The organism is Streptomyces gamaensis (genome assembly GCF_042656465.1).
GTDB lineage: Bacteria > Actinomycetota > Actinomycetes > Streptomycetales > Streptomycetaceae > Streptomyces > Streptomyces gamaensis.
This window is the reverse complement of record NZ_JBHSPB010000024.1, coordinates 1-25,553: the sequence shown is the minus strand read 5'-3', so window position 1 is coordinate 25,553 and position 25,553 is coordinate 1. Positions and strand designations below refer to the sequence as shown.

Annotated in this window: 28 protein-coding genes; 14 read left to right on the top strand and 14 right to left on the bottom strand. The window is 71.2% G+C overall.

Features of this window, described 5'->3' with window-relative positions; translation table 11 throughout:
• Positions 1 to 239: 239 nt before the first annotated feature.
• Together ACFP1Z_RS28600 and ACFP1Z_RS28595 are read right to left on the bottom strand one after the other, a co-directional pair.
• On the bottom strand, positions 240 to 665 hold the full coding sequence (locus ACFP1Z_RS28600; protein WP_390320569.1) for a hypothetical protein: 426 nt from the start codon (positions 663 to 665) through the stop codon (positions 240 to 242).
• Between the two features lie 654 nt (positions 666 to 1,319).
• Positions 1,320 to 1,808, bottom strand: coding sequence for a hypothetical protein (locus ACFP1Z_RS28595; protein ID WP_390320568.1), 489 nt, complete (start codon positions 1,806 to 1,808; stop codon positions 1,320 to 1,322).
• 272 nt (positions 1,809 to 2,080) lie between these two features.
• Here ACFP1Z_RS28595 and ACFP1Z_RS28590 point away from each other — a divergent pair, with 272 nt between their 5' ends.
• Together ACFP1Z_RS28590 and ACFP1Z_RS28585 are read left to right on the top strand one after the other, a co-directional pair.
• A complete protein-coding gene (locus ACFP1Z_RS28590; RefSeq protein ID WP_390320567.1) occupies positions 2,081 to 2,536 on the top strand; it encodes a hypothetical protein in 456 nt (151 codons plus the stop codon).
• Positions 2,533 to 3,333 carry a hypothetical protein gene (locus ACFP1Z_RS28585; RefSeq protein WP_390320566.1) on the top strand — a complete coding sequence of 267 codons (801 nt, stop codon included), beginning with the start codon at positions 2,533 to 2,535 and terminating at the stop codon, positions 3,331 to 3,333. The genes ACFP1Z_RS28590 and ACFP1Z_RS28585 overlap by 4 nt, the downstream gene beginning before the upstream one ends.
• Before the next feature lie 29 nt (positions 3,334 to 3,362).
• Here the strand turns inward: ACFP1Z_RS28585 and ACFP1Z_RS28580 are convergent, their stop codons facing one another.
• Complete coding sequence (locus ACFP1Z_RS28580) at positions 3,363 to 3,638, bottom strand: helix-turn-helix domain-containing protein (RefSeq protein WP_390320565.1); 276 nt, start codon at positions 3,636 to 3,638, stop codon at positions 3,363 to 3,365.
• Positions 3,639 to 3,760: 122 nt separating this feature from the next.
• Here ACFP1Z_RS28580 and ACFP1Z_RS28575 point away from each other — a divergent pair, with 122 nt between their 5' ends.
• The 5 genes from ACFP1Z_RS28575 to mobF all read left to right on the top strand — a co-directional run bounded on the left by ACFP1Z_RS28575 (position 3,761) and on the right by mobF (position 12,543).
• Positions 3,761 to 5,341 carry a Mu transposase C-terminal domain-containing protein gene (locus tag ACFP1Z_RS28575; protein WP_390320564.1) on the top strand — a complete coding sequence of 527 codons (1,581 nt, stop codon included), beginning with the start codon at positions 3,761 to 3,763 and terminating at the stop codon, positions 5,339 to 5,341.
• Positions 5,341 to 6,108 (top strand): AAA family ATPase, encoded by a 768-nt coding sequence (locus tag ACFP1Z_RS28570; RefSeq protein ID WP_390320563.1) that lies wholly within the window; start codon positions 5,341 to 5,343, stop codon positions 6,106 to 6,108. The genes ACFP1Z_RS28575 and ACFP1Z_RS28570 overlap by 1 nt, the downstream gene beginning before the upstream one ends.
• Entirely contained in the window at positions 6,101 to 7,621 is a 1,521-nt protein-coding gene (locus tag ACFP1Z_RS28565) for a hypothetical protein (RefSeq protein WP_390320562.1), read from the top strand. The genes ACFP1Z_RS28570 and ACFP1Z_RS28565 overlap by 8 nt, the downstream gene beginning before the upstream one ends.
• 83 nt (positions 7,622 to 7,704) lie before the next feature.
• Positions 7,705 to 8,421, top strand: coding sequence for a hypothetical protein (locus ACFP1Z_RS28560; RefSeq protein WP_390320561.1), 717 nt, complete (start codon positions 7,705 to 7,707; stop codon positions 8,419 to 8,421).
• A gap of 195 nt (positions 8,422 to 8,616) precedes the next feature.
• Positions 8,617 to 12,543 carry a MobF family relaxase gene (gene mobF / locus ACFP1Z_RS28555; protein ID WP_390320560.1) on the top strand — a complete coding sequence of 1,309 codons (3,927 nt, stop codon included), beginning with the start codon at positions 8,617 to 8,619 and terminating at the stop codon, positions 12,541 to 12,543.
• 201 nt (positions 12,544 to 12,744) lie between these two features.
• Here mobF and ACFP1Z_RS28550 read toward each other — a convergent pair whose 3' ends face one another.
• The 7 genes from ACFP1Z_RS28550 to ACFP1Z_RS28520 form a co-directional block, all read right to left on the bottom strand.
• A complete protein-coding gene (locus ACFP1Z_RS28550; RefSeq protein ID WP_390320559.1) occupies positions 12,745 to 13,899 on the bottom strand; it encodes a protein-L-isoaspartate O-methyltransferase family protein in 1,155 nt (384 codons plus the stop codon).
• On the bottom strand, positions 13,896 to 14,333 hold the full coding sequence (locus ACFP1Z_RS28545; RefSeq protein ID WP_390320558.1) for a lasso peptide biosynthesis B2 protein: 438 nt from the start codon (positions 14,331 to 14,333) through the stop codon (positions 13,896 to 13,898). Before ACFP1Z_RS28545 ends, ACFP1Z_RS28550 begins: the two co-directional genes overlap by 4 nt.
• A complete protein-coding gene (locus tag ACFP1Z_RS28540) occupies positions 14,330 to 14,587 on the bottom strand; it encodes a PqqD family peptide modification chaperone (protein WP_390320557.1) in 258 nt (85 codons plus the stop codon). The genes ACFP1Z_RS28545 and ACFP1Z_RS28540 overlap by 4 nt, the downstream gene beginning before the upstream one ends.
• Before the next feature lie 16 nt (positions 14,588 to 14,603).
• The gene (locus ACFP1Z_RS28535; protein ID WP_390320556.1) at positions 14,604 to 16,358 is read right to left on the bottom strand and encodes an asparagine synthase-related protein; all 1,755 of its coding nucleotides are present in this window, start codon (positions 16,356 to 16,358) and stop codon (positions 14,604 to 14,606) included.
• A gap of 68 nt (positions 16,359 to 16,426) precedes the next feature.
• On the bottom strand, positions 16,427 to 16,606 hold the full coding sequence (locus ACFP1Z_RS28530) for a lasso RiPP family leader peptide-containing protein (RefSeq protein WP_390320555.1): 180 nt from the start codon (positions 16,604 to 16,606) through the stop codon (positions 16,427 to 16,429).
• A gap of 144 nt (positions 16,607 to 16,750) precedes the next feature.
• Positions 16,751 to 17,080, bottom strand: a complete 330-nt coding sequence (locus ACFP1Z_RS28525; RefSeq protein WP_390320554.1) for a hypothetical protein — start codon at positions 17,078 to 17,080, stop codon at positions 16,751 to 16,753.
• Positions 17,073 to 17,462: an ATP-binding protein gene (locus ACFP1Z_RS28520; RefSeq protein WP_390320552.1), complete on the bottom strand. Its 390-nt coding sequence runs from the start codon at positions 17,460 to 17,462 to the stop codon at positions 17,073 to 17,075. Before ACFP1Z_RS28520 ends, ACFP1Z_RS28525 begins: the two co-directional genes overlap by 8 nt.
• Positions 17,463 to 17,742: 280 nt before the next feature.
• Between ACFP1Z_RS28520 and ACFP1Z_RS28515 the strand changes: the two genes are divergently transcribed.
• From ACFP1Z_RS28515 to ACFP1Z_RS28500, 4 genes are read left to right on the top strand one after another with little or no spacing between them, the layout of a single operon-like run.
• Complete coding sequence (locus ACFP1Z_RS28515; protein WP_390320551.1) at positions 17,743 to 18,612, top strand: helix-turn-helix domain-containing protein; 870 nt, start codon at positions 17,743 to 17,745, stop codon at positions 18,610 to 18,612.
• Positions 18,609 to 18,983 (top strand): DUF397 domain-containing protein, encoded by a 375-nt coding sequence (locus ACFP1Z_RS28510; protein ID WP_390320550.1) that lies wholly within the window; start codon positions 18,609 to 18,611, stop codon positions 18,981 to 18,983. The genes ACFP1Z_RS28515 and ACFP1Z_RS28510 overlap by 4 nt, the downstream gene beginning before the upstream one ends.
• A gap of 48 nt (positions 18,984 to 19,031) precedes the next feature.
• Positions 19,032 to 19,253: a hypothetical protein gene (locus ACFP1Z_RS28505; protein WP_390320549.1), complete on the top strand. Its 222-nt coding sequence runs from the start codon at positions 19,032 to 19,034 to the stop codon at positions 19,251 to 19,253.
• A gap of 16 nt (positions 19,254 to 19,269) precedes the next feature.
• Positions 19,270 to 19,641 (top strand): fic family toxin-antitoxin system, toxin component, encoded by a 372-nt coding sequence (locus ACFP1Z_RS28500; protein WP_390320548.1) that lies wholly within the window; start codon positions 19,270 to 19,272, stop codon positions 19,639 to 19,641.
• 758 nt (positions 19,642 to 20,399) lie between these two features.
• Here ACFP1Z_RS28500 and ACFP1Z_RS28495 read toward each other — a convergent pair.
• Both ACFP1Z_RS28495 and ACFP1Z_RS28490 read right to left on the bottom strand, forming a co-directional pair.
• Entirely contained in the window at positions 20,400 to 20,747 is a 348-nt protein-coding gene (locus tag ACFP1Z_RS28495) for a hypothetical protein (RefSeq protein WP_390320547.1), read from the bottom strand.
• Complete coding sequence (locus ACFP1Z_RS28490; RefSeq protein WP_390320546.1) at positions 20,744 to 21,259, bottom strand: hypothetical protein; 516 nt, start codon at positions 21,257 to 21,259, stop codon at positions 20,744 to 20,746. The genes ACFP1Z_RS28495 and ACFP1Z_RS28490 overlap by 4 nt, the downstream gene beginning before the upstream one ends.
• Positions 21,260 to 22,512: 1,253 nt before the next feature.
• Here ACFP1Z_RS28490 and ACFP1Z_RS28485 point away from each other — a divergent pair.
• The 3 genes from ACFP1Z_RS28485 (at position 22,513) to ACFP1Z_RS28475 (ending at position 23,779) form a co-directional block, all read left to right on the top strand.
• Positions 22,513 to 22,953 carry a hypothetical protein gene (locus tag ACFP1Z_RS28485; RefSeq protein WP_390320544.1) on the top strand — a complete coding sequence of 147 codons (441 nt, stop codon included), beginning with the start codon at positions 22,513 to 22,515 and terminating at the stop codon, positions 22,951 to 22,953.
• A 13-nt stretch (positions 22,954 to 22,966) separates the two neighbouring features.
• Complete coding sequence (locus ACFP1Z_RS28480) at positions 22,967 to 23,275, top strand: replication initiation protein, RepL2 (RefSeq protein WP_390320543.1); 309 nt, start codon at positions 22,967 to 22,969, stop codon at positions 23,273 to 23,275.
• A 144-nt stretch (positions 23,276 to 23,419) separates the two neighbouring features.
• Positions 23,420 to 23,779, top strand: a complete 360-nt coding sequence (locus tag ACFP1Z_RS28475) for a DUF6354 family protein (RefSeq protein ID WP_390320542.1) — start codon at positions 23,420 to 23,422, stop codon at positions 23,777 to 23,779.
• A gap of 277 nt (positions 23,780 to 24,056) precedes the next feature.
• Here the strand turns inward: ACFP1Z_RS28475 and ACFP1Z_RS28470 are convergent, their stop codons facing one another.
• Together ACFP1Z_RS28470 and ACFP1Z_RS28465 are read right to left on the bottom strand one after the other, a co-directional pair.
• Positions 24,057 to 24,257, bottom strand: coding sequence for a DUF397 domain-containing protein (locus ACFP1Z_RS28470; protein WP_390320541.1), 201 nt, complete (start codon positions 24,255 to 24,257; stop codon positions 24,057 to 24,059).
• Positions 24,248 to 25,099, bottom strand: a complete 852-nt coding sequence (locus tag ACFP1Z_RS28465) for a helix-turn-helix domain-containing protein (RefSeq protein WP_390320539.1) — start codon at positions 25,097 to 25,099, stop codon at positions 24,248 to 24,250. Before ACFP1Z_RS28465 ends, ACFP1Z_RS28470 begins: the two co-directional genes overlap by 10 nt.
• Positions 25,100 to 25,553 lie beyond the last annotated feature (454 nt).

Genomic DNA, 25,553 nt, shown 5'->3' with positions numbered 1-25,553 from the left:
TCGGCGCCCGGAGCGTACTGCCACCTGCTGCCGAATGCGGCGGGTCTCGCGAGAGCCGGCCCGTACCGGCAGAGCGCGTCACCGCGGTCGGGTTCGCGGTGGTGCTCCCGTGGGCGGGCACGGGCCCTGCGGTGCGGGTCGGGCCGTGTCGTCCGGTCACTCTGTGGGCGGGGGCCCCGTGTTTGTGGTGTTGCTGGCCGGCCGCCGCGCGGTGACCGTCCGGTGGCCGGCATCCTTTCTCATGCGGTGTCTGCGGTGGTCTGCGGTGTGCTGTTCTGCGTGGATGCTGCGGGGCTGGCCGGCCGCGTAGTCCCTGTCGGTTCCGTTGACGCCGCTGGTGTGGCTGGTTGGGATGGGGTGTTGGTGTCGGCTGGCGGGGTGTGGGGGTGTCGTCGGCCGGTGGTGCGGCCGGTGTTGCGGCCCCGGGTGTTTTTGTTTCTGGGGTGTTTGGTGGGTTTCTCGGCGCCGATGAGGAGGAGTTCTCCTTCGGTCCATCCGGCTGTGAGTGCTGTGGTGTAGGACTGGCGGTAGGGCTCTGTGAGGTCGGCGAGGGCTGTCAGGAGCCGTTGCCGTTCGGCGATGACGGCGGCGAGGGGCCGGATCGCTTCCTGGCGGGCCGCGTGTATCTGGTCGATGCGCTGCATGATCTCGTCCTGGGTCGCCATAGCCGCGCATCGTAGTCCCTTCAACCCTCCCACCCGGCCCGGCCGTTGGACGTGCGTCCCTGCCGGCCGGGTATCCCCGGCCCGCGCGGACGGGTGACACCTGTCGGCGGGCCACGTCGGTCCGGTCCCGAGGCGGGGCGCGGGCGGCTCCGTGTTCCTGCAGGAGCCCCTTCCGTGTGCGCGGGTGACGGGAGTCGTCTGCGTCCGCTGAGCGGGTGCGGTGCGGTCGGGTGGGGGACAGCAGGGTTCTCCTGTTTTGGCGGGTCGTTGGTGGAGCTGAATGGGGCTGGAGTTGAACTGGCTACGAGCTGGGGCCGGTTGTGGGCGAGTGCCCGGGGCCGGTGCAGACCGGGAATGCCGGGCGGTGCCGCTGTTCTTGCCGAGGACGTGTGGTGCGGTGTGCGTGTACTCGGCGCTCCGCCCGCCCGTCTGCCTTCTGGCACATACCGTGTGCGGGGCGACACGAACATGTCCGTGGACAAGTGGTCGGTGGTGTGTGGGGTGTTGAGCGACGTTCTGCAGAACAGGAACGAAGGGCTTGACGACACTCGTGGTGGAGACGTTGGGGTGCGGTGTCCGGAGGCGGGGAAGTCCTTCGTGTGCGACGACATGGTGAACACGAAGGACGAGTGCCAGACGAGTGCCAGAGGAGAATTACGCGGCTGAGTGGGTCCATCGTTTGGTGATGTTCGGCTCGGAGTACGGGGCCGGCCAGGCTTGCAGTCGCACCTGCTCGGTGGTTTCGGGGGTCTGGTCTGAATCGATGTCCGCGTGCACGGCAGCGGCCAGGTTCCTCCGAGAGGCCCGGATGCGGGTCCACCCGCGGGGCATCTCGAATCGTGCCGCATCGGGGAAGTGGTCGGTACAGCCCAGCACGACGAGACGTCCGGACGTCAGATTGAGGCTTGCCTCGACCACGTGGTCGAAGTCGTCGCTGTCGTCGACGGGCTGTTCCGCGAGGACATCGACGCTGACTGCCACGTTGACGTTGACGGCGGTGCCGATGGCCAGGGCGTCCTTGGTGACGCCAAGCCCGTCGGAAACGGTCTGTTCGGTCCATACGTCACTGAGGTCGCCCTCGGACTCGTCGTGCAGGACGTGGATCTGGAAGTAGTCCGCGAAGAGTTCAAGGTTGGTTGCCACGGGGCATCATCGCTGCTGCGCACGACGGGCACGGCGGCGGGGTGGTATCGGCTTCAGGGTGAGGCCGCTGACCGGGTGGTCCGGACATGAACGCTGGCCCGTCTGGAGAGGTTCCGGCTGATTGCTGCAGGTCAGGCGGAGGTGGCGGTGCTGGTGGTGGACTCGGACGTGCTGCTGGTGGAGCGGCAGCTTCGGGCTGGCCGGTCGACATCTGCCGGGCCCTGCGCGCCACCGTCGCCCCCCCCCACGCGGCCGCTGCCACCGTGCTGTCGGTGCGCCTGGCCGCCGCCCCTGACCGCTTCTCCCATCTGCTGTGTCGCAACGTTGACGAGCACGCCCTCTGCATGCGCGCCGGCTGGGCGCGGGACCTCGACCGGCACGACGAGGCCGAGTGCCCCAGCTACGATCACACCACCGGCAAGACACTCCTGCCGTCGTACGCCGCCGAGCTGGTCGCCGCTCACCTCGCCCGCCGCCGCGCGGACGGCTCCGGCAGCCGCGGCCGCTTCTTCGTCGATCCCAGGGACCCCGCCCTTGACGCCTCCGACCGGTCGCTGACCGAGGTGATCCTGCGGGCCTGCCGCCGCGTGGGAGCGAATCCGTTCTGGCTCCACCGCGGTTTCTGCGACGTGTCCGGGATCGGCGGCGGCCCGGCCGCGCTGCTCGACTGGATGACTGCCCGCCGCATGGATGTGGTGATCCTCTCCGGCGAAGGCCCCGACCGGTGACCGACCGCTTCCACCGGCCCCCGCGCTACAAGCCCCGCGGTTGGGGTGAGGGGCTCCGCCGCTGTCTGCGCAACGCGGGCATGTCCGCGTGGCAGCTCGCCGATCTCCTCGGCGTCCACGAGCACGACGTCACCATGGACGCTCTGCCCAACCAGCCCCTGAACGTCGTCCTCGAACTGGCCCGCCGCCTGGACCTCCACCCCGCCGACCTCACGCCGTACGCCGAGGACGTCTACCAACTGCCCCGCTACCGCGACACTCAGAACCCACCCGGGAAACCCGGCCCCGCCACTGACGCGACCGCCGTCCTCAACGCCCTCGCCCACGCCGGCCGCCCGCTCACCGCCGACTACCTAGCCGAATCCCTCGGCTGGGCCTACGACCGCACCGCCGACGCTCTCGAACGCGCCTGGACGCACCCCGATCTCGGCGGCCCGTACGCTCTGCGCCGCGCGGCCCCCCACCACTTCGCCCTCACCCCGCGCGCGGACGTGCTCACCGACCAGCAGATGAACTGGCTCCACCCCGCCAAGCACGACGACCGCTGGCACGGCCCGCACAGGCCCCTGCGACGCGACGTCCTCAGCGACCTGGACGCCAAGATCCTGTTCCGTGCGTTCTACGACGGGTGCGTCTCCCCGGACGACCGCGAGTCAGCGGAGTGGGGCGCCGCCATCGCCGGGCTGATCGACACCGGACTGCTGACCCTCATCGAGGACGGCAGCGCCATCCTGGCCGACGACGTCCGGTACGGCCTCCGTGTCGTCAACGCCAGCGAGATTCCGTCTACCTACTGACACAGCTCATGTCGGGCGACGTGAGTTTGTCAGTGCTCGGCGACACCATTTTTGTCAGTGGCGGGAGTCTGCTGGACGGTCACTTTCTTGTGCGCCAGGCGTCGAATTCCGGCGGTGGTCACGGCGGTTTCGTCGTACGCGGCGAGGGTGCGGTAGAGGGTGGAGCGGTCGACGTCGAGGTGCCGGGCGATCGAGGTGACGGATTCGCCTGTGCCGCGGCGCCGTAGCGCGACGGCGGGCATGTCGCCGTCGGTCGCGGGTGGCCGGCCGCCGTGTCGCCGGGTGCCGTCTCGGGCGGCGGACACCCCGCTTGCTCTAGCCGCTGCGGTATGCCGGGCGCAACCGGTTCAGGGTGGGTTCGGCAGTTCGGGCGGAGGCGGTGCCGCGGGGGTGTCCGGGCGGCGACATCCCACTGACACTTCGATCCGTGGCGAAGATCGCGGCGGAGGTACGGCGGACAGCGGTGGCCCGGCTGGAGCAGCTGCGGACCGACGGGGTGCTGACGGCCGGGCATGTGCGCACTGTCGCGCAGAGCGCCGGGGTCAGCGAGCGGACCGTGTGGCGGTGGCTGTTACCGCCGGCCGCCCGTCCCGTGCGGCAGCCAAGGCCGCGTTACGCGCTCAGCGAGACCGACCGCGAGGCATTCGCGTACTACCGCGGCAACATCGCCGCCCTGCACCGCGCCCGCCAGGCCGTGCTCGACGGGGACGGCACGACGGCCGGTGCGCCCGTGCCCCTGTTTCTGGCCGAGGGCTGGGCCGGCGCCCGGTCAGTGACGCTGCGGACGTTGCAGCGGGCGTTCGGCCAGGAGCTGACCCCAGCCGAGCAGGCGGCGTGGAGGGCCGGCGAGTCCGGCCGGCAGGCGGCCGCGGTGCACCTGCGGCGCCCGGACGCACTGCGCGGCCGGTGCTGGGAGATGGACCACAAGCAGCTGCCACTGGTGGTCCTCCCGCCGAAGGGCAAGGCGATCTCCCCGTGGCTGACCACGGTCGTCGACGACGGCACCCGGGCCCTGCTCGGGTGGGCCATCGCCGTCACCCCGACGTCGGGGACGGTTTTCACCGCGATGCGCATGGCGATGCTGCACGAGCCGGAGGTCTCGCCGTTCGGCGCCGTCCCCGAGCGCGTACGCATCGACCGGGGCCTGGAGTTCGCGGCCGACGACGTCGAGGCGGCCCTGGGCACCCTTGCGGTGGTCATGCACCGGCTCCCGCCGTTCCAGCCGCACCGCAAAGGCAAGGTGGAGCGCCTGAATTTGACCATCGAGCAGACGCTGATCTCCCAGCTCCCCGGCTTCACCGGCGGGCCCCGCGACGCGAGCGGGAAGCTGTACGGGCCGGTGAAGGACTCCGTCGCCGCCAAGCAAGCCGCCGAGGGCCACAGCGACGGGCCGATGCGCATCGAGCGGTTCGTGGACCGATTCGCCGCCTGGGCCCGCTGGTACAACACCGAACGCCCCCACCGCATGCTGGCGGGGCGCATCCCGCTCCAGGCATGGACGGACGACGTCGCCCCGCTGCGGCGCATCGGCGCCGACCAACTGCGCCATTTGATGCTCGCCGCCGCCGACCGCACGATCCAGAAGGACGGCATCAGCTTCCGCTCCCTGACCTACGTCGCCCCCGAGCTGTACGGGCGCGGCGGCCAGCGGGTCCAGATCCGGTACATGCCGCACGACGACCGGAGCATCGAGGTCTACATCGGCACCAAGCACCTATGCACCGCGTACCCGACCGGGCAGCTCACCCCCGAGCAGACCGACGCCTTCCGCGCCCACGCCCGCGCCGAGGCCGATCGCCTGGGCCGCGAACGACGCCGGGCCACGCGCCGCGCCCGGCGCGAGCTCGCGCCGATGACCGGTGACGGGACGCCACCGGCGGAGTCCCGGCTGGTCGCCGCCTCCGACGGCTGTGCCCTCACCCAGTACGACCGCGACCGGGCACTGGCGGCGAAGGCCAGCACCAGCCTGCTCGGACTGACCGACCCCACCGCCGCCCCGGAGGCCTGATGCCGCGCCACTTCGTCGGCCTGGACGGGGCGAACGCCCTGCCCACCGGCCACTTCCAGATGACCGCCCGCATCGTCCGCGACCTGGTCACCAACGCCGCCACCGGCGTCGTCCACGGACCGGCCGGCACCGGCAAGACCTTCGCCGTCGAAGCCGCCCTCGAAGCCCTCGACGCCCTGCCCGCCGTCCAGCGGCCGCAGGTATGCGTCCTGACCTTCCCCTCCCGGCCGACCATGCGCATGGTTGCCGACCAGCTGCTGCGCGAACTCACCGGCACCGAGACACCCTCCTCCCGCAACCGCTTCGACCTCACCACCAAGCTGACCGGACTCCTCGCCACCCCGATGCGCCTGATCGTCGTGGACGAGGCCCAGCGCCTGAACGGCGACTGCATCGAGCTCCTGCGCCACCTCCACGATCACCCCCGCACCCGCTTCGCCCTGCTCTACGTCGGCGGCGACGGCTGCTGGGAAGTCCTGTCCAAGGAGCCGATGCTCCGCTCCCGCGTCTTCCGCCGGCTCCCGTTCTCCTCCCTGGCCCCGGCCAAGGTCCCCGCCCTGATGCGCCGCTACCACCCGATCTACGCCGACGCGGACGCTGCCCTGCTCCTGGACGTCGACGCCTCCTACGGACACGGCACCATGCGCGACTGGGCCGTGTTCACCCACACCGCCGCCTCTCTGTGCGCCGAGCAGAACCTGACGACCGTCAACGAGGCCACCGTGCACAACACGTACGCCCTCCTCGGTGGCGGCCTGCGTGACTGAGGCCCTCCCCGGCACCGACCCGCTCTCCCTGCCCGCCCGGCCCTGGCGCACCGTCTACCTGGTCACCGACGCCTTCGACGAGGTGACCTTGACCCGGCGCCTGGCCGCCCTGGAATCCGCCCAGTGCATCGTCGTCCGCCCCACCCCCGTACGGTCTGCCTCCGACCTGGTGTGGGACGTCCTGACCGCCGCGGGCAAGAACCCGGCCGCCGCCCGCACCCAGCGCATGACCATCGGCAGCGCATGGGTGGCCGCCGCCGCCTGGCTGACCGCCGCCCGCACCGCGCACATCGTCGTCGAGCGCGGCCACCGCCTCTCCGAGAGGGAGGCCGTCCGTCTCGCCGAGCTCGCCGACACCGTCGACGCCACCCTGTGGCTGATCTGGTCCTCACCCCGCGACGCCACCACCATGGGCAACGCCCTCGAAAGTCTGGGCAACTCCCGCCTCCACGGCCGCCGCGGACGGCTTCCCACCACCGGACCCCGCCGGCCCCTGCGCGCCATCCACCTCGACGACTTCTACCGGCTGCTGCCCCTGCCCGACCCGGCCACCAGCCTGCCGCCCAACCCCGACGACGACCCTGCCCCCGACGACGACTGGCCCGCCCTGCCCGACGCGGACTTCCCCCTCTTCCTCGCCGCCTGCCGCCGCCGCCTCGCCGCCGACACCTTCGACCAGCTCAACCACGTCTACCGCTCCGAAGCTCAGCGCACCGACCAATTCGTCCGGCGTCACCCCCACGACCTCGCCGCCCCCCGCTCCGGAACCTTCGCCCGCGCCCTCAACGCCTATCTCCGCGACGAACGCCTCGGCCCCGCCGCCAGCCCGCACCTCGCCCTCATCCGCCTACGCGCCATCCAGGCTTCCCTCCTCAGCCGCGGCGTCCTGCTGCGCTGGCAGCCAGCCGGTCTCGGCCCGGCCCCCGCAGGCCACCTGCCGACCTGGCTCACCCCCACCGTCTGCCGGGCCCTGCGCGCCACCGTCGCCACCGACGCGGCCGCCGCCACCGTCCTGTCCCTGCTCCTGTCGGCCGCCCCCGACCGGTTCGCCCACGTGCTGTGCCGCAACGTCGACGAGGACGGCCACTACCTGTACCTGCCGACCTTCAGCGACAACGCCGCCTACCTCCGCACGGACTGGGCCGCCGAGATCGACCGCCGAGAGGAAGACGAGTGCCCCAGCTACGGACACACCACCGGCAAGACACCCCTGCCCCCGTACGCCGCCGAGATCCTCGCCGCCCAGCTCGCCCACCGCCGCGCCGAAGGCTCCGGCACCCGCGGCCACCTCTTCGTCAACTACAAGGACCCCTCACTCGCCGCCACCGAACGCACCCTGACCGAACTCATCCTGCGCACCTGCCGCCGCATCGGCATCCACCCCCACTGGCTCCACCGCGGCGCCTGCCGCGAGGACCAGCAGATCGGCACCGGTCCCACCCCCCACACCGACTGGATGACCGCACGCCACCTCACCGCCACCGTCCTCGACGACCAGGGCGGCGGCCTGTGAACCGCTGGTACCAGGCACCGCCCCGCAACCGCCAGCCCCGCGGCTGGGGCACCGAAATCCGCCGCCGCCTCCACAGCGCTGGCATGACCAGCTGGGAACTCGCCGACCTCCTCGGCGTCCACGAGAACGACATCCGACTCGACGCCCTGCCCAACCAGCCCCTGCACGTCGTCCTCGAACTCGCCCGACACCTTGACCTCCACCCCGCCGACCTCACCCCGTTCGCCGAAGAGGTCTACTGCCTCCCCCGACACCACCATGTCCAGCAGCCCCCCGACCCCTCCACCGATGCTGACGCCACCGCCGTCCTGAATGCCCTCGCTCACGCCGGCCGCCCGCTCAACGTCGACTACCTCGCCGAGTGCCTGCACTGGGACATCGACCGCACCATCGAAGCCCTCGACCACGCCTGGGCCCAACCCAGCCTCGGCGGCCCGTACGCCTTGCGCCGGGTCGCCCCCGCGCACTTCACCCTCGGCCCGCGCACGGACGTCCTCACCGACGACCAGATGAACGCGCTCCACCCCGGCAACCACAGCGAGACCTGGCGCAACCCCGACGGCACCCACCGCCGGCCCCTCCAGCGCGACGTCCTCAGTGACATCGACGCCGCCGTCCTCTACCAGGCATGGCACGACGGCTCCGTGACCTTCGGGGAGGACGCGGCTTGGGCTCATGCCGTCGCCGGACTCGTCGACGCCGGGTACCTCATCGCCACCGCCGACGGCCAAGCCGTCTTCGCCGATGACGTGCAGTACAGCCTCCGTGCCATCGACGCCGACGACGTCAGCCCTTCCTGACAACAGTCATGTCGCCGACCACTGACAGTCCATGTCGCCAGCCACTGACATCCAGATGTCGTCCGACAACAAACAGCCGTGTTGGTGGGTGTGGTTGGTGGCCGGATGGTTTGGGGGCGGAGGGACAAAGGTACGTCCCCTGTGGGGACGTACGCGGTTTCGCCGCTGAAGAGTACTGGGGGAAGGGGGTGTCAGGTGGCCTGGGTCACGGCGATCGTGGACGACGAGCAGGTTGAGTACCGCCTTTCTGAGCATTCCGGTTGCTACGTCCAGGGCACCGCCGAGAGCGTCTCCCAGCAGGCCGCGCAGGCGGCAGGTCCGCAGGTCGACTACCGCATGAAGGGGGCCGAGACCGGCGCCCTGGTGTGGATCGGCGAAGGCCTTGCGGAAGTCGGCCTCACCCCCGGAACGGTGCTGGACGAGGCCGGCAAGGACGCGGCCCGGGCTCTGACGAGGGGCATCCACCCGGTCACCGGTGAGCGCCTGGTGCGCGCGGAGCTGCGGGCGCACCCGCGCTCCCGGCTGACCGGCGCGCGGCTGGTCGAGGCGGTCGAAGCCGCCGCCGCGGCCGCCGGGGTCGACGATCCGCTGGAGCTCTTCCGCGGCAAACCCAAGCAGGCGGCGAAGTGGGCCACGCTCGTACGGATGGTGACCAGGGAAGGCGAGCGTCACCGGCTCCTGGTCGACACGCTGCACCGCATCGCGCGTGCCGCCGGCCTCGATCTCGCCGATGTCTACGACGCCGCCGAACTCGCCGGAGCGCGCGCTCACCAGGACGAGCGGGTCAGCGTCCGGGTGCGCGCGTACGACCTCGACACGGACATGACCAAGGGTGACTCGGTGCTGTGGGCGATGCTCGCCGAGCGCGACGAGCAGGGGTTCCGGCAACTCGTCCACCAGGCCAAGCGCGAGGCGTTCTCCCAGCTGGAGAAGTGGATCGGCTACGGGTTGGCGAGTGAGGACGGCGAGCTCCACCGCATCGCCACCGGCGGGCTGATGGGATGGACGGTGGAGCACCAGTCGGCCCGGCCGGTCGACGACGAGACGCCGGGCGACCCGCACCTGCACGTCCACATCATCATCGCCAACCTCGCCCGCTGCGAGGACGGGCAGTGGCGCGCGATAGCCAACGGCGGGATGGATCTGCACCGTCATGCCCGGGCTTTCGACGCCCTGTTCAAGGCCCGCGTGCGGGCCCTGGCCGGTGAGCGCTACGGCGTGCGGTACGAGCGGGATGAGACCACGCGGGCGTGGAACGTCGTGGGCATCCCCGTCTCGGTGCGTGCGCACTTTTCCCGGCGTGCCGCGCAGGTCGATGCCGCGGCCGGCGCGGACGCCGGCCGCGACGAGAAAATACGGGTCTCGGCCGAGACCCGCCGGGCCAAGCACGACATCGGCACCGTCGACCTGCGGGCGAACTGGCGGCAGCAGGCGGAGGCCTTGGGCATCGACGTCGACGCGATGGTCGCGGCCGCTGCCCCGGGCCCGCCCGGCCCGGGCAACGGGCTCTCCCACGACGGTCCCAGCGGGCCCCGTGTCCCGCCGCCCGGGCGCATCGCCGCGGAGGTGTTCTCCCCCGACACGGGACTGACCGCGCACGAGAAGACCTTCTCCCGCGCGCAGCTGCTGGCCGCCGTCGCCAACGCCTGCCCGCACGGGCTCGGCGACGGCGATCTCGAAGCGCTCGCCGACCGTGTCCTGGCCGTGAACGGGTACGCGGTCGCTTTGCCGTCACGCGGTCCGGCGGTGATGTCGAACACCGCCCGCTACACCACCTGCGACATCCTCGCCGCCGAGCAGACCGTCGTCGCCCAGGCCCGGGCCCGCTTCCGTGACGGCACGGTCCGCCTGGCCGGCGAGGCCGCCGCGGCCGCCGTGTCGGTCTTCCAGGTCGCCAACGGCTTCGAACTCGCCGCGGAGCAGCGCCGGGTGGTGATGCGGCTGCTGACCGCCGGGCACGGTGTCGACGCGGTCATCGGGGTGGCCGGCTCGGGCAAGACCACGCTGATGGAAGCCTGCCGCATCGGCTGGGACGCCACCGGAACCACCTACGCCGGCGTCTGCCTGGCCGCGGTCGCCGCCCAGAACCTCGCCGAAGGCTCCGGCATCCCCTCCCGCACCCTCGCCTCCCTCCTGTACCGCATCCAGACCGGCCCCGGCCTGCAGGGCCTGGACGTGCTCGTGGTCGACGAGGCGGCCATGGCCGACGACCGTGCCATGGCCGTCCTGCTCGACGCGGCCGCCCGTACCGGCACGAAGGTCATCGGCATCGGCGACCCGCAGCAGCTGCAGGCCATCGGCCCCGGCGGCGGGTTCGCCGAGATCCACCGCATCGTCGGCGGCGAGACGCTCACCACCAACCGCCGCCAGAAGGACGCCGGCGAACGCGCCGCGCTCGAGGTCTGGCGCGACGGTGCGGCCGGCCGCGAGAAGGCGCTGCGCATGCTCGCCGGCTACGGCCGTGTGCACGCCGCCGACACCGCCGACGACGCCCGCGCCGGCCTCCTGGCCACCTGGAACCAGGCCCGCCGCCGGTGGCCCGATCTGCACGACATGCTCGCGCACCTGGTGGTGCTCGCCGCCCGCAACGACGACACCGATGCCCTCAACCAGGGCGCGCAGGCCCTGCGCCGCGCCGCCGGTGAACTCGGCCCCGCCCACACCTACGCCCTCCCGCACCGCCAGAGCCTGACCCTCGCGGTCGGCGACCTGGTGCGCGTGCGCCGCAACGACTACCGCTCCCGCCACGGCGGCGGCCTGGACGTCCTCAACGGCTACCGCGCCGTCGTCACCCGCATCGACCCCGCCCACCGCGTCGAGATCACCTGGCGGCGCACCGCACCCGACGGCACCCGCCACTGCTACGAGCGGGCCTGGCTGACCCCCGCCCAGATCAGCCACGGCGCCCTGTCCCTCGGCTACGCCATGACGATCGCCGCGTCCCAGGGACTGACCGCCGATATGAGCCTGGTGTACGGGCTGGGCGCCAACTCCTTCAGCCTCTACCCGGCCATCACCCGCGGCCGCAGCGAGAACCACCTGTGGCTGCCCGCCGCCGCCCTGGAGGACGAACAGACCCGCGCCGAACTGGGCGAGCCCCGCACCCACGCCGAGCTCCTCGACCGCGCCGTCCACGCCTACGCCGCCCTCCTCAAGCAGGACCGCCCCCCGGGCATGGCCAGCGACCAGCTCCGCCCCGCCCCCGCCCCCGCCCCCCTCACCGCCCCGCCCGCACCGCACTTCCCGGCCTGGAACGACACCACAACCCGCCCGCACGGCACGCTGCCCGACACCCACCTGCGGGCCCGGCTCGACGAGGTGCAGCACGCCGCCGCAGCCGCCGTCCTCGCCGCCGAACGCACCCGCCTCCTAGAAGACACCGCCGAGCCGGATGCGGCACCCTCTCCCGGTGCACGCACGGCCCGTGAAGCCGCCGCCGTCCTCGACGAAGCCGACCGCCTCGCCGCCCTCGCCCAGCGGGAAACCGTGAACAGCGCCGGGGCGGCCGGACGATGGGCGACAGCCCGCCGGGACCACGACCACGCCCGGGAAGCGGTCGCACGCGGCCGGATCGCCCTGCGCGCGGCCGGCACCTCCCGCGCCGCACAGCAGCGCCTCCTCGCCTCCACCGCCGGGCAGATGGCAGCCGCCCAGGCCGAGCAGCAGCGCGCCCAGCACGCCGCCCAGGCTGCACAGCACCAGGCATGGCGCACCCTCACCGGCTCCCCCTACGCCACCGCCCTCCACACCACCGGCACCACCCCGCCCCGCGACCCCCAGGAACTCCAGGAACGTCTGGCGGCCCTGCGCGCCCACCTGCCCGACCTCGCCCGGCAGATCGACACCCGACACGCCGAAGACCTCCGCCACGCCCGGCACGAGGCCGCACGACTGCGCGCCCGCGCCGAGGCCCTGCACGCCGACGCCGACGCACTGCGCGCGGAACAGCAGCTGCGGCAGCAGATCGCCGAGCACGCCCCGCACCAGCACCGCGCGGAACAGGCCGCTCGCGAGACAACCGTGCCGCCGGTGCGCCCCCCTGGTGCCGCATCACCCTCCCGGCAGGGCAGCGAGTATGCGCTGCAGCCCCGCACGACAGCGGCCCCCGGCCGACGGCGATGACCGGGGGTGTATGAGTGTTCCGGGCGTTGCCGAGGCTCCGAGTCCGTGCGCGGACAGGCTTGTCGAACGGCACAACCCGGCCCTCGTCCGGGGGCTGCCCTGGTGCGGGGCCGGCTGGGAGTTCTACCCGTTGTCACAGATTCGCTCGGATGCCGTCTCAGCGGCATTGGCCAGCCCCGTTCGCTGACAGAGGCAGCCCGGTCAGTCTCGGCGGTAGTCCTCGTGCAGCCGCCAGCCGGCGGGGTAGTGGAGCGGCACGTCTTCCCGTGCCCGTTCGAGGACCGTGTAGTGGTCGGTGATGCCTGGTCGGCCGAGTTCCACCCAGTTGTCCACGAGGGTTTGGAGGTCGTCGGCGATGGCTTGGTCGCCGGTGTGGTGGAGGTGGCCGGTGCGCTGGATCCAGGCGGCGCCTCGGCGGGGGGTGTGGAGGCAGGCCATGCCCTGGGCGGGGTCGAGGCCCTGGATGCGGGCGCGGGTGGTGCGGCCGGTCCGGGTGCCGAGGCGGAACCACAGGTCGTAGTACGCCTCCGGCTCCAGGGCGGGGCCGGCGTTCTCCCGGGTGGTCAGTGGCCGGGGCTCCAGTGGCTGTGTCAGGGCGGGGGTCTGTCCGGCCGGCCATACGTAGAGGGGGCCTGCGGCGGACATGAAGTCACTGGACGCCACGCCACGGCCGACGAGTTGGGAGCCGTCGCGGGTGACGGCGAGGGTGGGGTGGAAGCCGCCGTGCGCGACGGGGGCGACGATCAGCCCGTCTTCGGTGAGCTGGTCGAGCCAGTGGGGGGAGATGCCGGTGACGCCGCAGGTGACCACGATCCGGTCGTAGGGGCCTTTGGCGGGGTGGCCGAGGTAGCCGTCGGCGGGCAGCGCGGTGACGTTCTTCTGACCGGCCCGCTTAGCGGCGCGGGCGGCCTCGGTGACGATGACGGGGGAGACGTCGATGGTGACGACTTCGGTGCCGGTGATGGCGGCGATCAGGCTCGCGTTGTAGCCGGTGCCGGCTCCGACCTCCAGGACCCTCATGCCGGGGGCGAGGTGGAGGGCTTCGAGCATGGCCGCGATGACGCGGGGCTGGGAGGTGGAGCTGTACCGGCCGGCGGCGTCCTGGCTTGCGGGGACGTGGGTCATCAGGGCGGTGTCGGAGTAGATGTGCGCCAGGAGTTCCGGGCCGGGGGCGTCGGGGACGGGGACGTAACGGCCGCTGGTGTAGTAGCCGCCGGGCAGGAACAGGTGCCGGGGGACGGTGGCGAAGGCCCGCTGCACGTCGCTGGTGCGGATCGCGCCGCGCTCGCGCAACCGGGCGGCGTAGGCGGCCATGCGGGTGGCCAGGGACGGGCCGGTGGTGGTCTGGTCGGTCACGGGGCTCCTCCGGGAGGGACGGTCAGGGTCGCGGTGAACGTGCTGATCGTGTGCGGGTCTTCGCCGACGGGCGCGCCGTCGGCCTCGACCCAGGCGTGGGAGGTGAGCGGCGGGAACCGTACGCCGCTCTTCCACTCGGGCCAGGTGCCGGCCAGGCGGCACAGCAGAGCGGTGGCGATGGAGCGGGGCAGGCAGCCGTAGCCGCTGCCGCAGCGGGGGCTGACCGTGCACACCACCGTCCGGGCGCGGGCGGCCTGGGCCGTGGTCGCGGGCGTGGCCCGGTGTGCGAAGAGGGCCAGTGCGGTCTTCAACCGGGCCGGGCGGGTGGCGAGCACTGCGGTGATCAGATGGGCCGCGCCGACCGCGAGGTGGCCTGCGGCCTGTTCGCGTGTGCTGAGACGGACGCGTTCGGGCAGGGCGACGACCGTGCTCATCGCCGCTCCAGCAGCCGCAGGCCGGTCAGGCCGGCGATCATCGCGCGTACGTCGTGTGCCGCCCGGTCCCTGGTGGTGCCGTAGGCGGCGGTGAGGGCAGTCGCGGCCTCTTCTTCACCGTGGCGGATGAGGAGAGCGAGGGCGGTGGCGGCGGAGGCGTTGAGCGTGAAGTAGTGGCCGGTGCGGGTGTTGAACAGCATCGGCGAGCCGTCGGCGTTGACCTGCTGGACACCGTGCCGCAGGTGGAAGGGCATGAGGCGACTCCTCCGGTCAGGGACGGGCGGCGCGGAGCCACAGCTCCAGGGCGACCGTCTCGGTGATGAACGCGGGCGGGACGCGGTGGGCAGCGGCCTCGGCGATGCCCCGGCGGACCGCCGTCTCGTCGATCAGTCCGGCTTTGCCGAGGGCCGAGCCGTGGAACAGCCCGATGACCTCGTGATGGTGGGCGGCGAGACCGGCGTGGATGTCGTGGTTGTAGTGGCCCTTGTCCCGCCGGATCAGCAGGCCCGGCGGCCCCAGCGGGGCAACCGCCGCTGTGAGCAAGGGCTTTGGTGTCCACGGATCGGTTCTGTCCTCCGGTCGTGTCGCCAGCGCCGTTTCGATGACGGCGCGGTCCAGGTAGGGGAAGTGCCCGGAGATGCCGGCCGTGTCCATGACGTCGCGGTACAGACTCGCGCGGCGTGCGACCGACCGGATCCGCATCACGGCCCCGTGCACGGTGACGTCCTGCGACACCGGTTCAGCACTTTCCGCGGCTGCCAGCAGCTCTCGCCGCAGACTGCCGGTCACCTCCCGTGTGGTCCAGGGCGGGAGCTGCGGCGTCGCCTCCCACCCCGCCAGGGCGGCGGCTGGGCCGGCCGCAGTGGTCAGCCGGTCAGCTGCGCGGCGCAGCCACTGCCGGTAGGTGGCCGTGGACGCCGCTGCCGCGGCCTGGGCGAGCCGGAGGCTGCTGGTGCGGTTGAGGGCCGCATGGCCGAGCAGGTGCCACCAGGCGCGGTACGGGCTGCGGCGGGCCGCCGGGAACAGGTAGGACAACGGTGCCACCAACGTCTCGTCCCCGCCCTGGCCGTTGAGGTGCGCACCGCTACCACGCCCGGCGAGCACGCGCAGGGTGTGGCGCAAGCGGGCCGCCGAGGACGCGAACGGGGCGGGCTCGTCGAGCGCGAACTGGGCGTCCTTGAGGTCCTGGAAGATCTGCGGATAGCCGCCGGGGCCGAGGACCAGGTGGTCCGTCCCCTCCAGCAGGCCGGCCGCGCGGCGGGCCCATCGCTCGTCGGGGTTGTCCGCTGCCCTGGAGCCGACGGTGACCAGCAGTGTCGTGGAAGCGGGGCGCGCCCGGGCGGCCAGGGCGGCGAGTGCCGCCGAGTCCAGCCCGCCCGACAGCTGGACGCTCGCCACCGGTGACGACGCCACCCGGATGGCGACTGCCCTGGCCAGTACGTCCCGTAACCGCTCCGCCCCCAGGTTCAGGGGTAGTTCGGCAACGGGTGGAGTCCAGTAGCGGGTGATGTCCAGTTTGCCCGTCGGGGTCAGCGTGGCCTTGCAGCCCGGAGGGACGGGCCTGATGCCCTGGTAGGGGCTGCGGCTGAAAAGCAGCGGCGCGGGCGCGTGGGGGGCGAGCATGCGCAGGGCCACCCATCGCTCGTCCACCCCGGCACCCGCTTCCCGGGCCAGGCGGCGCGAGCTGCTGCACAGCACCACAGTGCCGTCGACGTGCGCGTAGTAGAGCCGGTTGAGGCCCGCGACGTCTCCGCGAGCGGTACGGGCGTGCCGGCGGGAGGTGAGCAAGTAGTAGCTGCCGGGCAGCGCGGACAGCTCCTCGTTGTCGCCGGTCTCGGCGGCCTTGGCGGTCAGGTCCCGAAGGCGGGCGGTGCTGACCGGGCAGAATCCGATCAGCACCACCTTCAGCGGACCGGCCGCGACCGTCCGCAGCCTCTGCCCCCACCCGAACGCGATCAGCCACGGCCGGCCGGAGCTGTGCCGGAGAGTGCGGGCCGCGTCCTGCTCGGCGAGCCGCAGAGCCATGGGCCCGGCAGCGTCGTGATCGGGCAGGACACAGAACCACGGCGGCCTGTGCGCACCGGCCGCCTCGGTCACGAGCTGTGAGACGGAGCGACGGACGGCGTGTAGTACTGGCCCGCGTCGGAGTCGTCGCTCTGGCCGACGCTGACGTCCCCGAGGGTGTCGGCGGCGAACGTGCCCACCGGTGTCACCTTCGGCGCCTCGTACGCGGGCCTCGCCGTCTCCCGCTCGTCACCGGACTTCTCGCTCATGACGGTTCCCCTCTCCTTGCCGGTGCCGGACCTCACTGTCCGCCACGGTGGCCGCCCGGCCGGCTGGCCTGGCGGTGGTACAGGGTGGTGCGGCCTGCCCGGCCGGACCCGCGAAGGAGAGTCACCGGCGGGGCAGGGGCTTGGTCACGGCTGCTTCTCGCCGTGGAGGATCGCGCCCAGCGGCACGGTGCTGGCCGGATCGGACAGCGCGCGCACGGCTTCCTCCAGACGGCCGGGGTCCGCGCCGAGGTGGGCGATCGCGGCGGAGGCCAGTTCGCCGGCCAGCGTCGCCTGGAGGAAGGCTTCGTGGTGGTGCTCGGCGACCGCGACGGCCACCGCCTCCAGAGAGGAGAACGCCTTGCGCCGCATCGTCTGCCGGGGCGGATTCCCGAAGGTCATCATCACCACGACCTCACGTGAGGCCGCGTCGAAGCGCACGCTGAACGGCAGCCGGCCGCCGGTCTCGTCAGCCATGGTCTCCACCTCTCCCGTACGGCACGCGGCAGCGGATCTGCTTGCCGACCGGCGTGATGACGGTGTGCCAGCCCGGTGCCAGCTGGTCCAGCAGGGGCAGCCCCCGCCCGGACTCGGCCGACGGGTCGTCCAGCCGCACCTGGGCCCGGCGGGGCAGGTGTCCGCTGTCCGGGTCGTGGACCTTGACCGAGACCGCGACGGGCTCGGCTGCGACCTCCACGACCAGGGGCACGAAGGGGCCGCAGCGGGCCACCGCGTTGCCGATCAGCTCACTCGCCACCAACTGCGCGTCCTCGGCGACCTCATGGGCCACTCCGGCCTCCCGCAGCGCCGTACCGGTCATACGCCGTACGCGGCGCAGGTGTTCGGCGCTGGAGTGCATGTGAACCGCGAATCCGCCGGGCCTCCGGGTGAGGTAGAAGCCTGGGACAGCCGGAGCTCTCTCGTCCGCCATGGTGGCCATGGCCCCTCCGTCCGCACAGGCTTCCGCCCGCGCAAGATCGATTCAAGTGCCGTACCAGGAAAGCCAGTTGGCTGCCCTGGCGGCCTTTCCGTAGAGGATGGACCCAATCCCCCCGAGGGGGCAAGATTTCCACCTAACTCGTTCGGGTGATCTGAAGAGGGGGCTCCCGCTCTCCCGGCGGTGGTGAAACACTGCGCATATGCCCAACAGCCCCGTGGTACCGACGATCCGGCGCCGCCGTCTCGGCTCCGCACTGCGCAAGCTCCGCAACGACGCCGGCCTGACCCTCGACGGCGCGGCAGCGGCCATGGGCTGGAAGGCACCGAAGATGTCCAAGGTCGAGAACGCGGCCGCCGGCATCCGCCCCGCCGAGGTCACCGACCTCCTCAAGGCGTACGGCGTGACCAGCCCCGAGGTGTTCACCGCGCTGGAGAACCTCGCGAAGGACGCGGGCAAGAAGGGCTGGTGGCAGACCTACAGCGGCATCATGTCGCCCTCCTACGCGGACTACCTGTCGCTGGAGTCCGACGCCGAGCGGGTCTGCGAATGGTCGCCCACCCTCGTCCCCGGCCTGCTGCAATGCGCCTCGTACGCCCGCGAGATGATCGCGGCCTCCGCCGTCACCCGCACCCCCGAGGAGGTCGCCGCGCTCGCCGAGGTCCGCATGGCACGGCAGGCCGTCCTCACACGCCCACAAGGACCGCTCCAGGTGTGGGCCGTGATCGCGGAAGCCGTACTGCACCAGCGATTCGCCGTGCGGCCGGCCACCATGCGCGAACAGCTCCGGCGGCTCCTCGACGTGGCGGAGCTGCCCAACGTCACGCTCCAGGTCATGCCCCTGGACGCCACCCCGCACCCCGGGGTGGTCGGGGGATTCACCGTCGTGAACTTCCCCGGCCCCATGCCGGACCTGGTGACCGTGGAGAACCTCAGGGGCAACTCCTACGTCGAAGGCGTCGAAGACGTCCGCATCTTCTCCGGCTCCTTCGAACGGATCGTCGCCGCAGCACTCCCGGTGGACGACTCCCTGGCACTGATCACACGCGTTGAAGAAGGCAGCCCAAAGTGAACGGACCCAAGGCGGAGCTGTACGCGCACGACCTCTCCGCCGCCACCTGGCGCAAGTCCTCCCACAGCGGAGGCGAGGGCAACTGCGTCGAGATCACCGATCTCCCCGGCGGCGGCCTCGCCGTCCGCGACTCCAAGGACACCCGCCTCCACCCCCTCCGCTTCACCGCCGAGGCATGGGACGCGTTCCGCGTCGGCGTGCTCAGCAGGGACCTCTACGCAGTGCGGCGTTCCCCTTCCGCGCTCCAGCCCGCGCTGACCCAGATCGGCTCCCGAGCAACGACGAAACCCGCCCGTTCAGTTCTGCGTACGGTGCAGGCGGCCGGCCGGCCGGGTAGCCAGGCGCACCGCCTGCGGCCCCCGCACGCGTAGACGGCTCATTCCGTTCCCGGCCGGGCTGCTCCTCGTTACCGTGTCATCATGCGGAAAATCGAGGTCCATCTGAGCGACGAGGCCTACGCCGATCTCCAGCGCGCGGCCGCGGACAAGCACATCGACCCGGAGGCATACGCCGGCACAGTCCTGGAGGACAACCTGACGCGCGCCCGCTTCCTGGAGGGCGCGCAGGACTGCATCGACCAGCACGCCGACGAGTTCGCCGCCCGTTTCGGGCCGGCGGCCGCTGCCGACCGCGCCGCGTGACGGGGACCGCTCTGCCGTGCAGCTGACGATCGACCGCGCCTGGCTCCTCGAAATCGCCCAGCAGCGGCTCCCTGCAGACCCACAGATTTCGGACTGGGGCTCGACCGGGGCGGCGGTGGCCCGCCACGCCGACGAGGTCATGGGAGTACCGGTCTACACCGAGCCCCACCACCGGGCCGCCGCCCTCTTCCAGAGCCTCCTGCGCATCCCGGCCCTTGAACACTCGAACGAGATCTTCGCCCTGTCCGTCGCCTCCGGCTTCCTGCGCGCCTGCGGCCTGACCGTCACCGTATCCAGCAAGGAAACCGCAGACCTCGTCGAACAGACCCTGGCCGGTACAGCCGACGTACGCCAGATAGCCGCCACCCTCAAGGACTGGGCCGGATGACCACAGGCCCCGGAGTCGCCGTGCCGGCACGGCGACGTCGCGCTCGGCGGACGGAGGAACTGTCCGGTCCCGGGTGCACCCGGACCACCAGGCGCTGCTGGACGGTGGCGTTGGCCAGGCCCGATCCCGATCGACCGAGACCACATTCGCGCCCCAGTGGCTCGGCCGCGAGGCCAACTCGCGCACGTACACGGCGATGTGGGCCTGGTTCGCGGTCAGAGGGGCGACGCCCGCTCACACCTCTCCGGGTACTCGGCCAGTCCCCCGATGCATAGGCGCCGATTGTCCGGGGCGCGCCCCAGGTCCGTCCCCACCCGCAGCCACAGGGTGGGCCGGTCCTCTGAGCGCCGCTGCTCCTGCTGTGCCCGAGCCGGTGCAGAGCCGGATCGCCGGTGTCGGGTGGCATGTGCTGGAGCGCGGCAGCGCCGCAGGCAGAGGCGTGCCGTGGTGCGTTCAGCCGGCCGCTGGGGTGTTCGCTCCGGGGCGTATCCCGGCGAAGCGGGTGGTGAATGCGGTGAACGCTGCTGCAGGTTCCGCGAATCCGTGAGCACCGATTCCTGCGGGAACGTTGGAATCCGCGCCCGGTGAGCACTGAGCGCGGCGGTGGAGGGTCAGCCTTCGGCCGCTATCGCTCTTGTGCTGCTCACGGTCAGCGGCCGGTCCTCGGTGCCCAGTCAGGGTGCCTCCATGCCGAGCGCGCCCAGGCTGAGCAAGGTCCAGCTGTTGGGTGTCTTGCTCAGCCTGGGCAGCCGGGTGTTCTATGCGACTTCGCGTTCGGCGAGGAACGCGTCGAGGAGCTGGAACATCACGTCGATCGTGTGTCTTTCGTCTGCGGGCGGCAGGTCCCACATGTTGTCCCACCCGTTCGGCAGGGCGATGTGGAGGACTTGCCCAGCCCATGCGTGGTTGCAGTCCTGGCCGCGGCGGGTGACCAGCCATTCGCGCCAGCCGGCAAGTCCGGGACTGCCGTGACGGACCGCATGCTGGTCATATCCGGTGAGGAAGGCTGCCAGCACAGCGAAGGACGTCTTCCCGACGAACATGCCGGGCCGTTGCCGGACGGAGGCGAAGTACTCGCGCTCGCTCAGTTCCTGGAGGTGCTTCATGCCGTGCCTTCCTGGGGCTGACCGCTTCGTGGGAGGAAGCGTCCGTCGGGGCCTCGGGGCGGAACGCCATCAGCAGGTTTCACTTCTGCATCCTCTTGTCTGTCGAGCGGGATGATCTCAACGGTCCGGTTTTCTTTCCACCACTGGTCGAGGGCCTCCTGAGTCCAGTAGTTGCGGCCGCGCCAGCGGTCCGGCTGGGGGAAGTCCTTCACTGTCGAGACGGAGTTGGGCTTGATCCTCAACTGGGCGGCCACCTGTTCGGTGGTGAACCACGGCTGTCCGTCCGGAGCTGCCAGGACCTCGTCCACGGCTGTCGGGTCAATCTTCTTGCGCATCTCGCGACGCTTCTTCCTTTGCTCCTCCTTCCGCTGCTCGGCCAGTTTCAGCTCAGCTGGCAAGTCGTCACACTCCGGGCAGAAGACCTGCGCCGCGCGGCCGCAGTGTGAGCACTGCATGACCCGTTCTTCGCGGCAGCGCTTGCATCGTTGAGGCTCGTTCTTGCGTTTACTCACTGGGCGGGTCCAGCAGTGTTCGAGAGCCGCGGGGTCTGAACCGCGAGAAGCGCGACGAGGGTTGCCAGCGCGCAGAGGAGCTCGGTGATCGGCCGGACGCCGTCCCTGAGACAGAGGATCAGCACAATGATGACGACCAGGGGACGGACGCCAGGGAACGGCAGTCCAGCACCGCAGGAGCGCGTCGACCTGAGGCTGAGAGCCATGGAGACCTCCACGTGTAGGGCTTCGAAGGCTGCGTTTTGCGGCCCGCAGGAGATTCCTATCGGCCTTCATGTCAAGCAAAAAAGAGGTGGCCAGAACCGAGGTCCGCTCCCTGATCTCCCGGCGTCTTGCGACATAAGGGTCCATAACAATCTGTGGATGTCGGAGACGTTGGGCGCTCGCCCATGACTAGACCGTCGCCGAGATCTGGGGCAAGCCCCTTCCAGGACCAGCGACTGGGCACCACTAGAGCTGCGCGGGGTACGACGAGCGTCGGGATGCCGGGCACGGCGGAGTGCCGGCCGCCGAAGCTCCGAGTCCGTGCACCGGCAGGCATGTCGAACGACACAACCCGGCTCCGCCAACCGACGCCGATCTCGCGGCCGAGTGACCGCCCTGCCCGGGCGCTGCGGCTCGCGCGGTCTGGGCGGGCCGGGGCCGGTGGTCGGCGGGACCGGTGGCTGATGCTGCTTCGCGTGCGGGCCGGTGGGCGGGTGCGGCGCCGTACGAGGGCGGGATCGGTAGCTGATGTGCCCCCATTGCTGCCGTGACGAGGAGAAGACCGGGGAGGCGTGGCTGGTGCCGGTGGGGGTGCCGCCGTTCGGCCGTGGCCGGCCGCCCGGCTGCCTACCTCCCGCACCTGCGTGACCGCAGCCGGGCGCCGCTGTTCCGCCCGTTCTGTGGCCGGGGTTCCGAAGGGGGGATCGAGGGGCTGCCGTGGTGGCGGCGGATGACACGCCGGTTCGGGTACCGGGCCGTGACGGACTCCAAGCGGTGGCGGCCGGTTCTCCCGCCTCGTGTGCGACACGAAGAGAGGACCGGCCAGAACCCGGCTATGACCTGCGGCTTCGGGTGATCGGATCCGGTTCCTGGGATCGGATATGGGGTTCGAGGAGTCGTCATATCCGGCTCCTGCAGTCCGGATATCCGGACTGCAGGAGCGGCAAGCATGTCCTAGAAGTACATGTCGCGGAGGTTCAGGGATCCCGCTTCCGATACGGTTCGCATGTACTCATGGGACATGCCGCACGACGGACGACCGGAGAGATATGGCACGCCCTGCGCAGCAGCCGAGCCACCGCGACGGCGACGAACCCCGCAAGCGGGCGCGCTTCGGCTACGTCGCCGGCTACAGCACCATCGACAACGCCCGGCTCGAAGCCCTGGCGGCCGCGGCCGAGCTGACCGACCGTGAGTTCCGGGTCCTGATGTGGTTCGTCGGCGCGAGCCCGGGACCCAACCAGCCGGTCATGCAGACCACGGGGCAGATCGCCAAGCGGCTCGGCACCAGCCCCGATGCCCTCGGCCGGATCGAACGCAAGCTGGTCAGGCGCCGGCTGCTCTTCGTCGCCGAGGAGTTTGGCCGCCAGAAGTTCTACAAAGTCAGCTCGTACTTCGCCAGCCAGGAGGAAGCTCTCGGGCAGCGCAGCACCATCCGCGCCTACAACCCGCCGGACATCCCCGGCCTCGATACGCGACCCGGCCTGTGAAGGGGGATCCAGAATGAGTGACAGCGGTGACCAGACGGCGCTGACGGTGCTGCGTGAATCCAGGGGGCTCAAGCCGAACCAGCGGCTCCTGCTCCAGCTGTACGCGGTGGCGCCCAAGCTGCCCAGCGGGGCGGTGAAGCAGACGGCCACCCGCCTTGCCGGAGAACTCGGCTGGACGCCGACACTGTTCTCCCGGGTACGCAAGGACCTCGTCGAGGCCGGGTGGCTCGAAGAGGTGGACCGGGTCGGCAACATCTCCGTCTACCGGCTGGGGGAGAAGGCCACCGGCGAGCGTCGGGTCGTCCCGCTGCGTTCGGCCTGACGGGGCATCGCGGGCCTGCCGGCAGCCGGCCCGCGGGCGCCGGACAAGGGCCGCCGGGCCGGGGCAGCCCTCGTGGGCGCAGCCACAGGCTCGGCAAACGACGCCGCCGAACCGCCACCGCACGTCGGAGAAGGAGAACAGGACATGACCACCGTCGTGGAGGGACAGCTGTACCGCGACCTGGCGCCGGATATGAAGCCCCGGGACAGGCGCATGCGCGTCGTCGAGGTAGGGGACACGCACGCGCAGCTGATCGTCGAGCACGACCTGGGCGGCCAGGCCGGCAAGAAGACCCGCGCCAGCATCGCCCGCCTCCGGTCGGCCGCCTTCGAGCTGCTGGAAGACCCGGTCGACACCGACTCGTTGTACCTGGCCCTCCTCGCGGCCGTCAGCGAGGCACACAGCCCCGGTGCCACTCCGGCCGACTACGCCCGAGCCGCCCATCGAGTGGTCGTAATCCAGCAGAAGACACCGACAAGCCCGCCGGACGCGGTCGGCAAGTGACCTCCAGCCGGCGCCGCATGACCCCGGCATCGCCAATGACGCGAAGGTTGCCCCCAGCACAGCGGAAGGCCCAGCCCAGGCTGATCCTGGGGTACGCCTCCGTCTCCACTGGCGAGGGCACGTACGGACCAGATGCCGGACCGACTCCGCCTGCCGCTCGCACTCCAGGTGCCTGCGCACCGACTTGGCGTCCGGACTGTCGTCCGGCGTGAGCGCGCCGGAAGCCGGCGAAGGAAGGTGGTGTCTCATCGCCTTCGCCGGCCACTGATGGTCGTGGTCAGGGGGACGGGGGGCCGTCCGGTACGGCGACGGCGGTCACGAAGCAGCTCCAGGCCGCGTCGGGGAAGGCCAGCCTCGCCCTGTCCGGGCACTTCGAGTCCCGGACCGGCATGAGGCCGGGGATCTTCTCGACAGGGACCTGAAGACACTGGCCGCCGTTGCCGCTGTGGGTGCTGGACCGCCAGGATGCTATGGACAAGTCAGGGTGTTTGGTCGACACGGGTACAAATCCTCAACAGTCTTGCGGATAAAGGCTCTTGACTCTTCCTGGCCAAGAGCATGGAAACGCAGTTGATCATAGAAAAGAGCCAAGTTCGAGACTCGTCTCTTGTCGCTGATGAACACCCCGGGGCTCCCGGCTTCGTCACGCCATGCTTGTTTGGTGCCGTTCGACCGGGTCCACACCACCACTGTCCCTGTGTCCACCAGGCCAGCGCTGTCCGCGAAGCGCAGGATTCTCAAATCGACGTGCGCCTCGTGGGAACGGTCGATCAGGTGCAGAAGCTGTTCGCGCATCACCTGTGAGCTGCCGGTGACTACCTGGAGAGCGGATTCCCAGAGAATGCATCCAAAGTGCGGCGGGTCGGGTGACCGGAGAGTCCGGCGGAGCTCGGCCCGGTAGGTGATCTTGTCTTCCAGTGAGCCGCCGTAGAACTGCAGGCCGTGCTCAAGAGCGGCCCGGGTGTGCTCCGGCGTCTCCAGAACCGCGGGCACGATATTGGTGACATGGCAGATCGCGCTCGCGCGCGACTGAGAGCGCAGGAACCGCTGCCAGCGTGGGGAGTCGGGGTTGTCGTCGAGCTCGTCGCGGAGCTTGAAGATGACCCCTCCGGCTTCCAGGGCCTTGTCGATACGGCGGGCGGTGTCACGGCGGGGGACGTGACGGCCCTTCTCGAAGTGCGCGATGTATGTGTGGTCGACCGCGATGGCCTTGCCGAGCATCGCCTGCGTCCACCGCTTGGCCTCCCGGCGCTCCTTGATGGCCGCGCCGAGCTCGGCCTTACGCCTCTGGTACGCGTCAACCGGCTCAACAGCAGGCATGGTTGCATCCCCCACTTGAAAGAAGCAGCTCTTCAAGTCCTGAACAGGGCTGAGCCTATGGGTCCTGCCGGATACTGGTGAGCGGAACCGGGAAGCTCCAACTCCGGCCGCTTGACGCTGTATTCGAACTTCTTCTCGTCTGATTCCCGCTCCGCGGTGCGTCACACCTCACCCGACGGGAAGACGAGGGCGTCGAGCGGTTTCCCGGTCTCCAGCCGATGGACCAGGCACCCTCACCCCTTTCGTGCGGGGTCCGTCCGGTTCAACCCCCGTGCTGCGCCGCGCGTCCCCTGCGCGGCCCCGAAGGAGAACCGACTCATGCCCGCCTTCCCTGGCACAGCCATGACCTACGGACAAGGGTCCGTCCCGGTGCCGTACTCCAGCATCACCGAGGACGGCTCCGGGATCCTGCAGTCCGTCAGGACCGCCCTGGAGGCTCACCCGTCGCCGACGG

Excerpts from the sequence above, each read along its gene's own strand:
- ACFP1Z_RS28535 (WP_390320556.1), bottom strand. The coding sequence starts at position 16,358 with ATGGCTCTGCGGCTCGCCGAGCAGGACGCGGCCCGCACTCTCCGGCAC.
- ACFP1Z_RS28530 (WP_390320555.1), bottom strand. The coding sequence starts at position 16,606 with ATGAGCGAGAAGTCCGGTGACGAGCGGGAGACGGCGAGGCCCGCGTAC.
- ACFP1Z_RS28600 (WP_390320569.1), bottom strand. The coding sequence starts at position 665 with ATGGCGACCCAGGACGAGATCATGCAGCGCATCGACCAGATACACGCG.
- ACFP1Z_RS28520 (WP_390320552.1), bottom strand. The coding sequence starts at position 17,462 with ATGCACTCCAGCGCCGAACACCTGCGCCGCGTACGGCGTATGACCGGT.
- ACFP1Z_RS28540 (WP_390320557.1), bottom strand. The coding sequence starts at position 14,587 with ATGCCCTTCCACCTGCGGCACGGTGTCCAGCAGGTCAACGCCGACGGC.
- ACFP1Z_RS28525 (WP_390320554.1), bottom strand. The coding sequence starts at position 17,080 with ATGGCTGACGAGACCGGCGGCCGGCTGCCGTTCAGCGTGCGCTTCGAC.
- ACFP1Z_RS28515 (WP_390320551.1), top strand. The coding sequence starts at position 17,743 with ATGCCCAACAGCCCCGTGGTACCGACGATCCGGCGCCGCCGTCTCGGC.
- ACFP1Z_RS28560 (WP_390320561.1), top strand. The coding sequence starts at position 7,705 with ATGACCAGCTGGGAACTCGCCGACCTCCTCGGCGTCCACGAGAACGAC.
- ACFP1Z_RS28485 (WP_390320544.1), top strand. The coding sequence starts at position 22,513 with ATGGCACGCCCTGCGCAGCAGCCGAGCCACCGCGACGGCGACGAACCC.
- ACFP1Z_RS28505 (WP_390320549.1), top strand. The coding sequence starts at position 19,032 with ATGCGGAAAATCGAGGTCCATCTGAGCGACGAGGCCTACGCCGATCTC.
- ACFP1Z_RS28480 (WP_390320543.1), top strand. The coding sequence starts at position 22,967 with ATGAGTGACAGCGGTGACCAGACGGCGCTGACGGTGCTGCGTGAATCC.
- ACFP1Z_RS28495 (WP_390320547.1), bottom strand. The coding sequence starts at position 20,747 with ATGAAGCACCTCCAGGAACTGAGCGAGCGCGAGTACTTCGCCTCCGTC.
- ACFP1Z_RS28475 (WP_390320542.1), top strand. The coding sequence starts at position 23,420 with ATGACCACCGTCGTGGAGGGACAGCTGTACCGCGACCTGGCGCCGGAT.
- ACFP1Z_RS28545 (WP_390320558.1), bottom strand. The coding sequence starts at position 14,333 with ATGAGCACGGTCGTCGCCCTGCCCGAACGCGTCCGTCTCAGCACACGC.
- ACFP1Z_RS28570 (WP_390320563.1), top strand. The coding sequence starts at position 5,341 with ATGCCGCGCCACTTCGTCGGCCTGGACGGGGCGAACGCCCTGCCCACC.
- ACFP1Z_RS28465 (WP_390320539.1), bottom strand. The coding sequence starts at position 25,099 with ATGCCTGCTGTTGAGCCGGTTGACGCGTACCAGAGGCGTAAGGCCGAG.